This is a genomic window from Paraburkholderia sp. AV2 (genome assembly GCF_054968425.1).
Map to the genome: position 1 here is coordinate 39,014 of NZ_JBANLK010000020.1, position 10,406 is coordinate 49,419.

General features: G+C 60.8%; 14 protein-coding genes. 1 reads left to right on the plus strand and 13 read right to left on the minus strand.

Going from position 1 to position 10,406, the window contains the following annotated elements; all coding sequences use genetic code 11:
- Positions 1-4 precede the first annotated feature (4 nt).
- The 6 genes from V8683_RS15780 to V8683_RS15805 form a co-directional block, all read right to left on the minus strand.
- Positions 5-178: a hypothetical protein gene (locus tag V8683_RS15780; protein ID WP_411192675.1), complete on the minus strand. Its 174-nt coding sequence runs from the start codon at positions 176-178 to the stop codon at positions 5-7.
- Between the two features lie 498 nt (positions 179-676).
- Positions 677-1,504 (minus strand): AraC family transcriptional regulator, encoded by an 828-nt coding sequence (locus V8683_RS15785; RefSeq protein WP_411192673.1) that lies wholly within the window; start codon positions 1,502-1,504, stop codon positions 677-679.
- Between the two features lie 75 nt (positions 1,505-1,579).
- Positions 1,580-3,865 (minus strand): bifunctional diguanylate cyclase/phosphodiesterase, encoded by a 2,286-nt coding sequence (locus V8683_RS15790; RefSeq protein ID WP_411192671.1) that lies wholly within the window; start codon positions 3,863-3,865, stop codon positions 1,580-1,582.
- Between the two features lie 363 nt (positions 3,866-4,228).
- Entirely contained in the window at positions 4,229-4,426 is a 198-nt protein-coding gene (locus V8683_RS15795; protein WP_411192669.1) for a hypothetical protein, read from the minus strand.
- Between the two features lie 22 nt (positions 4,427-4,448).
- Positions 4,449-4,712 carry a hypothetical protein gene (locus V8683_RS15800; protein ID WP_411192667.1) on the minus strand — a complete coding sequence of 88 codons (264 nt, stop codon included), beginning with the start codon at positions 4,710-4,712 and terminating at the stop codon, positions 4,449-4,451.
- A gap of 22 nt (positions 4,713-4,734) precedes the next feature.
- Positions 4,735-4,959, minus strand: a complete 225-nt coding sequence (locus tag V8683_RS15805; protein WP_411192665.1) for a YozE family protein — start codon at positions 4,957-4,959, stop codon at positions 4,735-4,737.
- 321 nt (positions 4,960-5,280) lie between these two features.
- On the opposite strand from V8683_RS15805, the gene V8683_RS15810 reads away from it, so the two are divergent.
- Positions 5,281-5,655 (plus strand): IclR family transcriptional regulator domain-containing protein, encoded by a 375-nt coding sequence (locus V8683_RS15810; protein WP_411192664.1) that lies wholly within the window; start codon positions 5,281-5,283, stop codon positions 5,653-5,655.
- A 276-nt stretch (positions 5,656-5,931) separates the two neighbouring features.
- On the opposite strand, the gene V8683_RS15815 is transcribed toward V8683_RS15810, so the two are convergent.
- The 7 genes from V8683_RS15815 to V8683_RS15845 all read right to left on the minus strand — a co-directional run bounded on the left by V8683_RS15815 (position 5,932) and on the right by V8683_RS15845 (position 10,404).
- On the minus strand, positions 5,932-7,695 hold the full coding sequence (locus V8683_RS15815) for a ShlB/FhaC/HecB family hemolysin secretion/activation protein (RefSeq protein WP_462880660.1): 1,764 nt from the start codon (positions 7,693-7,695) through the stop codon (positions 5,932-5,934).
- Between the two features lie 21 nt (positions 7,696-7,716).
- Positions 7,717-8,109, minus strand: coding sequence for an outer membrane protein assembly factor BamE domain-containing protein (gene bamE / locus V8683_RS15820; protein ID WP_411192660.1), 393 nt, complete (start codon positions 8,107-8,109; stop codon positions 7,717-7,719).
- 214 nt (positions 8,110-8,323) lie between these two features.
- The gene (locus V8683_RS15825; RefSeq protein WP_411192658.1) at positions 8,324-8,563 is read right to left on the minus strand and encodes a hypothetical protein; all 240 of its coding nucleotides are present in this window, start codon (positions 8,561-8,563) and stop codon (positions 8,324-8,326) included.
- A 50-nt stretch (positions 8,564-8,613) separates the two neighbouring features.
- Positions 8,614-8,886 (minus strand): hypothetical protein, encoded by a 273-nt coding sequence (locus V8683_RS15830; RefSeq protein WP_411192656.1) that lies wholly within the window; start codon positions 8,884-8,886, stop codon positions 8,614-8,616.
- Positions 8,887-9,002: 116 nt separating this feature from the next.
- Positions 9,003-9,512 (minus strand): hypothetical protein, encoded by a 510-nt coding sequence (locus V8683_RS15835; protein WP_411192654.1) that lies wholly within the window; start codon positions 9,510-9,512, stop codon positions 9,003-9,005.
- A gap of 232 nt (positions 9,513-9,744) precedes the next feature.
- On the minus strand, positions 9,745-10,020 hold the full coding sequence (locus V8683_RS15840; protein WP_411192652.1) for a hypothetical protein: 276 nt from the start codon (positions 10,018-10,020) through the stop codon (positions 9,745-9,747).
- A gap of 156 nt (positions 10,021-10,176) precedes the next feature.
- On the minus strand, positions 10,177-10,404 hold the full coding sequence (locus V8683_RS15845) for a hypothetical protein (RefSeq protein ID WP_411192651.1): 228 nt from the start codon (positions 10,402-10,404) through the stop codon (positions 10,177-10,179).
- Between the last annotated feature and the right edge of the window lie 2 nt (positions 10,405-10,406).

Sequence of the window (10,406 nt, forward strand, 5' to 3'; positions counted from 1 at the left end):
TTCATCACCACGACCCCAGCGTCGACAGGTCATGCAGATGATGACGACCATGGAACAGGGTCCAACTGACGACCAGCAGCGCACACATGATCCATAAGAGGCGTGCGCCTTTCTGACTGCGTAGCGAAGTCAGCGCGGCAACGAAGGCAACCAGCACCGGAATGAACCCGATGAACATTCGTTGAATCTCCTGTTGTCTGAGAAATGAGGGGCAAGTAACCGGGTCGAATTTAACGCGCCCCTCGCTGTCCGTCTGTCGACAATCGGCCGAATTGCATATAGGAACAGCCAGTCATTTCGTCTCGCGTCCAGGTGGCGCGATAGAACGACCGCGCGCTGCTCGAACAGGCCATGAACGCAGGAGCGTGGAAATCGCCCCGGCCGCACGCAGCCGCACGAGCGGTCGGCCTACACAGGGCGAATCTGGAATCGAATGCCTCGACGAAAAAAGCGCGAGAGACAAGCCACGCGCACAAGCATGCGCGGCGCGACAAGAAGGTGAAGTACGCCGCAGTTGCGCGGCCCGCCTCCTTCGCCGACATGGCCACGCTCTACCATCAATAGAGCGTGCGCCGACGGCCCGCAGCGCCATGCAACCCGATCGGCCGATGGTGCGGCCGGACCCAGCGAACACCAGGGAGTCATTTTATAGGATGCCTTATTATGCCGGCCTGCATCAGCCGCGGCGCGGGCCGCCCATCATCGCGAGCCAGCGCGCGGGAGAAATGCCGTAGGCACTGCGAAAATGCCGCGTCATGTGGCTCTGGTCGGAAAAGCCGGCGGCAGCCGCGGTATCCGCCAGTGGCATGCCGCGCAGCATCATCGCGCGGGCCGCTTCGAGCCGGCGCATGGTCAGGTAGCGGTAGGGACTCGTCCCGTAGAACGTCCTGAAGTCGCGTGACAGGCTCCAGCGGTCCCGTCCGCCGACGGCGGCCAGCATGTCCAGCGTGACGTTCTCCGTGCAGGCCGCCTGCAGATAATCCCGTGCGCGTTGCGCCGCCGCATAATCCGCGGAGGGTTTGGCCGGACGTGCGCCCGCTGCGGCATCGAGCGCGATGGCGAGTTCGAAGAGCGCATCGTCCCGTTCGAGCGGTTCCGCGTGGGCGTGCATGCGGCGCAGCGCATTTTGTGTCGCTTCGAACAGGCGCGGATCCGTGGCGATCCCGCCCTCGACGAACGGGAGCGCCTTGCCGCCGAGCACGGCCTGAATGGCGGCAGGCTGCACGTAGAGCATCTGGTAGCGGAAACCCTCGCTCGTGCCCGCCTGACCGTCATGGGCCTCGTCCGGGTGCAGGACCATCGTCTGCCCCGGCAGACTGCGGCACAAGCCGCGCCGGTAATGAAAGCACTGGACGCCCGCGAGCGTGACGCCGATCGCGTAGGTGTCGTGCCGGTGCATCGAGTAGGCATTGCCGTGCAAAAAAGCCTCGATCCGCTCGATGCCCTCCGCCGCTTCGGAGCGGGCAATCCAGTCGGTCCGGTTCCTTTCGGTGCTGCGGTTCATCGCTTCCTCCTGCTTCGCTGGCGCCACGGAGGAGATTGTGCCGCATTTGCCGAGAATCCCGCTGCCCATTACGAATTACGAAGCGGTCTCGCAGCCCCCGCGCAGCATGGCGGCATAGGCCGCGGCGCCGACCGGGCGCCCGAACAGATAGCCTTGCTGGCGCTCGCAGCCCAGCGATTTGAGGAAGGACGACTGCTCGGGCGTTTCCACCCCTTCGGCCGTAACGCGCATACCGAGCGAATGGGCCATGGCGACGACGGCCTGCGTGATCGCCACCGAATCGCGGTTGTCGGGCAAGCCCATGACGAACGAGCGGTCCACCTTGAGGTGATGGAGCGGAAAGCGCTTCAGGTACGAAAGCGACGAGTAGCCGGTGCCGAAGTCGTCCACGGAAATACGCACGCCGAGGTCGCTGATCGCACGCAGCATCGGCATGACCGTCTGCGTGTCGTTCATCAGTAGTCCTTCGGTAATTTCCAGTTCGAGACCTGCAGGGTCGAGGCCCGCCTGTGCCAGACAGTGCTCGATCTGTTCGACGAGCCCTTCGGTGAACTGGCGCGGCGACAGGTTGACGGCCATGACGAAATCGGGCGCGAGCAGGCGGCGCCATTGCGCGGCCTGCCGGCACGCATGCTCGAGCACCCAGTGGCCAATCGCGACGATCAGGCCGGTGTCTTCCGCCACCGGAATGAATTCGGCGGGATACACCGGGCCGAGTTCGCTGCTCTCCCAGCGCAGCAATGCCTCCGCGCCTATCGGCCTGCCCGTCTCGCCGTCGACGATAGGCTGGTACACGAGCGCAAGTTCGCCCGAAGCCAGCGCGCGCCGCAACGACTGCTCCACGAGAAAGCGGCGCTGCAGCCGGTCTCTCAGCTCGGCCGTGAAAAACTGGAACTGGTTGGTGCCGCGCTGCTTGGCCACGTACATCGCGGAATCGGCATTGCGCATGAGCGCCGCGGCGTCGAGCCCGTCGTCGGGAAAACGGCTGATCCCGATCGAGGCGCCCAGGTAATACTCGTTGCCCGCCACCGCGAACGGCTCGGCAATGGCGTCCAGCACGCGCTGCGCCAGCGTCACGAGTTCGCCCTCGTCGTCGTGATGACGCACGGCGATCACGAACTCGTCGCCGCCCACGCGCGCGAGTGTGTCGGCGTCGCGTACGCAGCGCATGAGCCGCTCGGCCACCACGCGCAGCAGCATGTCGCCCGCCTCGTGGCCGCCCGTGTCGTTCACTTTCTTGAAGCCGTCCAGATCGACGAACAGCAGCGCGAGACGCCCGTCGCCCGCCTCGCCGTCCAGCAGATCGCGCATGCAGTCGGCAAGCCACGCGCGGTTGTAGAGGCCCGTTAGCGGGTCGCGCGTAGCAAGGTATCTGAGCTGCTGCTGCGCTTCGCGCACGGCGCCGATGTCGGTGAACGAAACGACGACCGAAACCGGCTCGGTCTCGCCGGGGCGGAAGATCGGCAGCACGTTTTCCGTCACCCAGACGATCCCCCCGTTCGCCAGTTCGAGCGCCACCGTCTCGCCGATGACGGCTTTGCCGGTGCGCAGCGCACGCATGCTCGGGCGCTCGCCGTGGCGCATGGGCCGTCCGTCGCCGTCCAGCACGCGCGGAATCACGCTCATGATGCTCCGGCCGATCACGTCTCCGGAAAGACGCAGGATACGCCGCGCACTGGGATTGCAGGCGAGCACCGTGTCGTCGCGCGACTGTACGACGATCCCCTCGTTCAAGTGATCGACCACGAGACGGTGATGCTCCTCGCTCTGGGCGAGCCGCTGCGCGACCGTCACCTGATTGAGCAGCGCGGCGACGCTCAGGCCGATGTCGCGCAGCAGCGCCTCTTGCGCCTCGCCGGGCCGCCACGGCACGCGCTGGTAGACGGCGAATGCCCCCAGCACGCCCCCGGCGTCGTTGCCTAGCGGCATCGTCCAACAGGCGCGCAGGCCGCTCGCCGTGGCGATACGCACGGCATCGCCCCAACCGGCTTCCACGTGGAAGTCTTCCACCAGCACGATGCGGTTCTCGTACATCGCCATGCCGGACGGGCTGCTGCCCGGCCCGATCCGCGCGCCGTCGAACTCGCTGTGGTAACGCCCGGGCAGCGACGGCGCGCTGCCGACGCGCAGATGCTGGCCGTCTGCGTCGGCCAGCAGGATCGAGCACGACGCGCCGTCGCCCAGCAGGCGCTCGGCGCGGCGGCATACCTCGGCGAGCAGTTCCGGCAACGGCACGCTACGTGCAATGAGCTTGAGCATGCCGCGCTCGAACGCAAACGCCTCCTCTGCGGAATCATGGGACGAACGTGGGCCGCGTGGCTGAGCCCCGCCTGCGCCGTCCGTCCTCTCCGAATAGCTCATACCCGCGCTATCTCCTGGCGCGGCGGCAAACCCATGCCACCGCCGCGCGTGTGTGCGTTCGTTCGTGCGTTCGTATCTGCGTTCCAGTCCGGGGCGGCGGCCGGGCGCGGCCCGCGCTCATGCGCCTTCATGCGGCCCGCCAGAAGCCCCTGTGCAATCCGCGACGGCCGACACCGCCGACCTCGCCTCTGCGTTATCGGCACGCCGCGGCAGTTCTTGACGCCTGCGTATGGGGGAAATGCGCTGCTTCAACCGATGCCGGATAACCCGACCAGTCGGACTGTTTATCGAGTCGCGCTGATTGGACCGTTAGTTGCGGACTATGCCACCTGAGCCAATGCCGCGCCGCAACGGGCAGAACCCTCACCAAAGATTGTCGAGAAGAAGGTGAGCGCTCGCGTAGGCGCCGGAAAAGACAAGCAGGCATCCGGCGCACATGGCAAAGTCCACATACAGGTGGATGTGGTATTCGATGTGTTCCGCCAGCAGGATGTCCGGATCGACGGGGATCGCGGCTATCCCCTGTGGCTGTCGAAGCTTGACCATGATCGATTCGAACATATGAAGGATACCTGATTATGTATTAATGCGAATTGCGCGTCTCGTGGGACGTGCCGTTGCTGCCGAACATGACGTGAGCCGCGACCAGCGCACCGAACGATATGAGAATGCCCGCGAAGATTGCGCCTGTCAGAGCAAACCGGCTGTCATGCTTTTGAGCAAGGGCCCCAATTTCATCGCGCGCTCGCAGCGTGTCGACCGGCGCCGACCGGGCGCGGTCATCGCCAACAATCGAGTGAGCGCGGTCGCGCAGGGACGAAACATCGATCAAAGAAAGCGGGCTCATGGCAGTTGTCCAACACCTATATTTAACGGTACTTGTCCAGAAACGAGACGGCGTATTCTTCCCAGGCTTTTTCAAACGCAGCCATCGCACCCGGCCCGGCTTTGCGCAGCACCAGATGCTCCAGCCAGTTTGCCTTCCACAGTCCTTCCGGCGCTCCAGTACGCGCTTCGACATCGCGCGCCAGGCGGCCAACGGGATCGTCCCGCTCAGCTTGTGTTCGAATCCAGGTCAGGAACGAAACGACCATCTACATGCTCCTTTTCAAGCTTAATTGATTTGGAATCCGAAATACAAGGCTCGATTACGGAAAGAATGGGGTCGCGAATATGCGCAACCACGACCTCCCTGCTGCCTGTCTTCAGGACAGGTGTAAGGATAGAGTCCCGGCGACTACTGCGGCGTAGGACAAGTCTGACTTCTGATGCGGCGGCGCGCCACACTGTTTGAGGGAAGGCCAGGAAATGGTTCAGGCTTTTCGGCGACGGTCGCGGCGGTCCTTTACAACAGAACCTCGGAGTCTGCCGCAGACTGATAGAGACGCAAGGTGGCAACATCGTGACGACAAACGATGCGCCTCCAGCGCCGATGCGCGGCTGGGAAGGGGGTAATGAGCATGCTTGCCGCGAACAGGCAGAAGCATGACTGGAGCGAGTTTATTTCGGATCGCGCCGCGCACGCGTCGCTCACACCGGTCAGCGCCGACGAATGGATGCACGAGTTCGCGGAAATCAGGCGCGCCGGCTACGCGCTGGCCCGTTCGGACATCGGCCCGAACGGGCGCCATCTCGCGGCCCCGGCACCCAATCGGCGCGGCGAACCGCTGGCCGCCATGGGCGTTTCTCTCGCCGCGCAGCAGGACGTGCGCCCCTACGTCACGCCGCCCACTCAGGCGACGTGGCAGTTGTCGTCGCGGCCCGGACAGCCGCGTGTTCGGACTCCGTGACTGTCCAGGCACCGCCCGCTTCCACGCGTGCCCCGATGTGATCGAGGGCGGTCTCCGCCGCGTCAAGCAGACCGACGTCGCCCGGATCGGGACCCGCCATGAAGCGGGCGAGATAGACCGCCTGCAGAAGCCGGGCAGCCTCTTCCAGGCCACCCCGCCCGGCATTCAGCACCGAAAGCGCAAGATGGTATGCGAGCGAGAGCGCCCGTGCCTTCTGCACCGGAAGCGGTAGCAGCATGGCGCGCGTGAGTGGTCGGCGTTTTCCCCTGTTCATCGTCAGAACTGCCCCATGACCTGAAACCCCAGCGTCACGCGGGCGGTATCGAACCCGTCCGGCTTGTAGATCGGCGTGCCCGCGAAGAGGTCCCAGGAGAGCGTGCCGATACGGATGGGCAGACCGCCCCGGATGCCGATGACGGCCCCCGCCAGTTGTGTTCCGACCAGCACTTCGGTACCGGGGCCGAAAACATGGCCGTAGTCGATGCCCGCGTAGAGCGATTGTCCCGTTTGTCCGACAGGCCATTGCAGTTCGTTGCGCCAGTAGAAGCCGCGCCCGGCGGCGAGCATCTGTTCGCCGTCGAAGCCGCGCACCGTATAGCGCCCGCCGATGCTCAGGTCGTCGATGTAGAACAGCGTGTCGCCGGTGTACTGGCCATGCACGGTAGCCACGTAGCGCAGCGGCTGGCTACCGACCGCGAACGGCACCGAGAGATTCGCGTCGAGCGTCGCCATGTGGAAGCGGTATGTGGCCATCTGCGGCGTGCCGTCGCCAGCGTCCGGGTCGGGCGTTGCCCCGAGCCCCCCGATACCCTGGCGGTACGCGAGCGTGCCATCGAATTGAGCGGCGCCGAAATAATGCCGGTCGGTCACACCGCCTTCGATGAACGTGTTGTTGCGGTCCTGTTGCGGAATCGTCGTGTCCGCGATGAAGCTCGCGCCCCAGCGCTTGATCAACTGGAATTCGAGGCCGAGTACGTCGTTCTGGCTGCGGCTGATGACCCGCTGGATTTTCAGGGCTGCTGTCTGCGCATTGCCGCTCGATACGAAGGCCTGGTTCGCGGTCGCGATCTGCTGGTAGTACGTGTTCGTGTTGCCGTAGAGCGTGGCCGTCCAGTAGCCCCAGGGGATCGAATACGAACCGTTGAAGCCGTGCGAGCCCAGGCCATGGTCGGCAAATTCGAGGTCCTGGTTCGCACCGACCGTAAAGATGTCGTTCAGGCCGAGCGGATTGTCGATGCCGAGCGATACGTTGCCCTGCAGTCTGCCGGTGGCGCGCTGGCCCGAGTTGTCGACCGAGGCGACGAAGGTCCAGGGCTTCGAGCGCTTCACGGTGATGTCGACGTCGCTTTCGCCGGGCACAGTGCCGGGTACGATCTGCATGGTGGCATCCTGGCTTGCCGGGCGCTTCATCTGCTCCAGACCCTGTTCAAGATCGCGCAACTGGAGCACATCGCCGTCGCGCGCAGGAAATGCGCTCTTCCAGGTGCCGCGGGTGGACGGGTCCACGAACTCCAGGTGACGGATGACGCCGGGGATGAGGGAGAATTTCAGCGCGCCTTTAGACAGGTCCTGCGGTGCGAGCAGGACGCGCGTGGTGACGTAGCCCCGGCTCAGGATTTCGCGCTGCAGACCTTTCGTGAGTGCGTCGAGGCCCTGCCTGCCGACGCATTGCCCCCGGTAGTGCTGCAACCAGCCCTGCAGGAATGCAAACCGGTCCATCGGCAATGCCGAAGCGCCCTTGACGCGCTGTGCCTCCGGCAGCGTATCCGGCACCTCGACCGTGAACGTGTCGATGCGGAAGCACGGCGTCTCGGAGGGCAGGACCGGCCATGCGCCTGCTGCGGGCGCTGCCGAGAGGACAGCGGGCGCGGCGACGGTGGCCGCGCGCTGTTGCGCGTCGCGTTGCTGCTGGAGTTGCTGGTTTTGCAGCGCGTTTGCGCGAGCGGCAGCCGCGACATCGGGCGGGGTCTCCTGCGCGCAAACGGCAAGAGGTATCAGGGCTGCAAGCGTTGCCGCTGACCGCCGTTGGGTACGAATCATTATTTTCCGGTGAAAAGCGGATTATTGCGGCAGGATGCCGCCCTTGACTTCTTCCTTGCTGGACTGCATGGAAAAATTCTTCACGACACCCTTGTCGTCAAAGAGCACCACGAGTTCCTTCTTGTCCACATCCTGGCCAGACATGAATAGGTTGGCGAGAGGGACAAAGTTGATCCCCTTGGCGGTGGAATGCGAATAGCGGTAACGCCAGATCTCGTTGCCGCTGTCCGTAAATGATGTTTCGGTTGGATCGCCAAACGCCGCGCGCACATCATCCTTCGTGCTCCTGTCCCGGGTAATCTTGGCACTGACAGTCGTTGCATCTTCCGTCTTCAGTTGCTGGACGCCTGCACTTGCGCAGCCCGCCAGCATGGTTGCAACGATTAAACCCGTAGCGATATTTTTATAGAACATTGTTTCCTTCCTGTATCAATGTCGGCATGACTCATCTTCGCCGCCGCCGACTTCGTGGTGAAGATGTAAAAGATCAAACACGCGAGAAAAGGCAGGGTTTTACACTCTGCCGAATGCCTGCAATTTATCGATGCGGAGGTGCCGAGATTGTGAGGGGCAACGCCGCCAGCGTATTGCGGATTTTCATACGGTGATTCGCTGTTGGTGACAGGGACTACAGTTCGAAATGACTGCCGTCCTTGCCGGGCAGAATGGGCAGCGGATATACGCGACTGACGATGATGGAGATACTATCAAGCAACCCGGGTTTGATTATGTCCTGCAGACACAGGGCAACCGCCTGGAACGGGTGCAGGACCAGCGCCAAGGGCTTGCAGTCATTGAGGACGATGTAACGCCCGATACCGTCCTCGATGAGTGTCCACGGCCCGCAGGCTAGATCGAATGCTTTCATAAAACTACACCCTTGATTTTTCCCGTCTTGGAATTAGTATCTCTCGGTCATTACCGGAACCCGTGGATCGATAGCTGCATTACTGCAAAGATAGAGACTCCACCGATCCAGAAGGTGAAGAAGCAGAGCAACGATTTCAGGAACTTTGTCCGCGCAGTTTTTCCTGCTTCGCTCAGGTAGTCACTCGAAAAAAGGGATCTTCCCTTGAGCATTCGAGCATCGAAGATGGTCTGTCCAGGCCGCGGGCTATTAATCATTTTTAAAAAGAAATATCCGCTTGCGAATAAGGCTGCCGCAGTTCCTGCGCAGAAAGCAGCAAACATTCCCACACCTATGCTTACAAGAATTCTCGACACTATTGTACCCGCGATGAAAAACGTCCCATCCATAAAAATCCTGCCACATCTCTGGCGAATAGCAACCACCTATTATTGGAATTTTAGTAGTTGTTGATAATAGCATCGATGAATTCACGATCGAAGCAATCATGCAGCCTAGAATCCGCGTTACGTTTGGCAGATCGAAACTCGTCGACAGATAGAAAATCTTCGCTATCCATAGAGTCGAGAATTACCTGCGCAGACCGGGAGTTCGATTTGACGGCAAATACGCCCCACTCAACCGGAGAATGTTGAGCAAGTAGCCAGCCACTATTCAGATCAGCGATAACGAGTCCGTAGGGTTCACCTTGTTGATCTAATGACTGGTCGACACGACTAACAATAGTCGACCATTTTTCGCGACGATCTGCCTCAGCAAGTAGCTCCAATGAGTGCGCGTAAAAGACCTGAATCCTTGAATTTTCATCAGCAAGCGTCTGAATTTCATCTAAAAATTGCGGACTCCCTCGCAGAGAGAAGTCAAAGAACAGAAAATGACTGAAATCGTCGGAAACAAAACGACCTGGAAGGATTGGGGGCGCAACAATGACATCGAATATTTTATTCATTTCAAAACTCCTTATTTCCCGCCAAACCGAATCTTCGTTGATTGACCCATGACTGTCACAGACGCCGACGGGATACCACTGCTCGCACCTGCGATGCCGTTACCGGTGCTTGCGGGATTAGCGCTCGATACCGTCCTCAATGAGTGCCCAAGGCCCGCAGGCCAGATCGTGCGCTTTCACGAGGCCACACCCTATGAATTTTGGTCTTTCCTTATCGTCATTTTTGAATATCCTAGTCCAGCCCTTCAAAGTCATCCTCCAGATCACCCAACTCTCGATATAGGGCAAAGCCGCATAGCGCCACACAGGCGAGAAGAACTGGAATCAACATGGAAAATGCTTCCACACCTTTCCCATGCAGCTCCAATGCAATTGAAATGCCAAAATATGATAAAAATAAAAATAAAACCGCCATATAAAATCTAAAAAATAACTTCCCTCTACTCAATTGAGGCGCTCCCCTCAAAATTCTTCGTGCCTTTATTGTCTGATATACATAGATCGCCACGACCAAGATCGAGAGTGGAATCAGCCTCCCTATGGTAGCTTTCCAGTCAGCCCCTCTGGCAACGCCGACAGCAATCGAAAATACTGTTAACGACGCAATAGTTGGTATCCATTTCCGCATTTTTAGTAGCCACGTTCGAACCTGCTCTGTCAAGCACTACGACTTATCTTTATCTGAATTTTTCCTAAGTGCGAGAAGCTCTCTGAGCATCGCATAGGTAACAAGGGCGAAAAGCGAAACATACATTGGAACCCCTGCTAACGCGGGCCTCCAGCCCGCACCTTTCCATTCCGAAATTGCAACCACTACGCCAACAACTGCCAGCACGGAAACGTATGCTTTGACGTAACGAACGATGAACTTGCGCCTCTCTTGATTCTCCATAA

Coding starts and splice junctions, on each gene's coding strand:
- V8683_RS15795 (WP_411192669.1), bottom strand. CDS start 4,426: ATGTTCGAATCGATCATGGTCAAGCTTCGACAGCCACAGGGGATAGCC.
- V8683_RS15805 (WP_411192665.1), bottom strand. CDS start 4,959: ATGGTCGTTTCGTTCCTGACCTGGATTCGAACACAAGCTGAGCGGGAC.
- V8683_RS15790 (WP_411192671.1), bottom strand. CDS start 3,865: ATGAGCTATTCGGAGAGGACGGACGGCGCAGGCGGGGCTCAGCCACGC.
- V8683_RS15835 (WP_411192654.1), bottom strand. CDS start 9,512: ATGAATAAAATATTCGATGTCATTGTTGCGCCCCCAATCCTTCCAGGT.
- V8683_RS15825 (WP_411192658.1), bottom strand. CDS start 8,563: ATGAAAGCATTCGATCTAGCCTGCGGGCCGTGGACACTCATCGAGGAC.
- V8683_RS15845 (WP_411192651.1), bottom strand. CDS start 10,404: ATGGAGAATCAAGAGAGGCGCAAGTTCATCGTTCGTTACGTCAAAGCA.
- V8683_RS15780 (WP_411192675.1), bottom strand. CDS start 178: ATGTTCATCGGGTTCATTCCGGTGCTGGTTGCCTTCGTTGCCGCGCTG.
- V8683_RS15785 (WP_411192673.1), bottom strand. CDS start 1,504: ATGAACCGCAGCACCGAAAGGAACCGGACCGACTGGATTGCCCGCTCC.
- V8683_RS15815 (WP_462880660.1), bottom strand. CDS start 7,695: ATGATTCGTACCCAACGGCGGTCAGCGGCAACGCTTGCAGCCCTGATA.
- V8683_RS15810 (WP_411192664.1), top strand. CDS start 5,281: ATGCGCCTCCAGCGCCGATGCGCGGCTGGGAAGGGGGTAATGAGCATG.
- V8683_RS15830 (WP_411192656.1), bottom strand. CDS start 8,886: ATGTTTGCTGCTTTCTGCGCAGGAACTGCGGCAGCCTTATTCGCAAGC.
- V8683_RS15800 (WP_411192667.1), bottom strand. CDS start 4,712: ATGAGCCCGCTTTCTTTGATCGATGTTTCGTCCCTGCGCGACCGCGCT.
- bamE (WP_411192660.1), bottom strand. CDS start 8,109: ATGTTCTATAAAAATATCGCTACGGGTTTAATCGTTGCAACCATGCTG.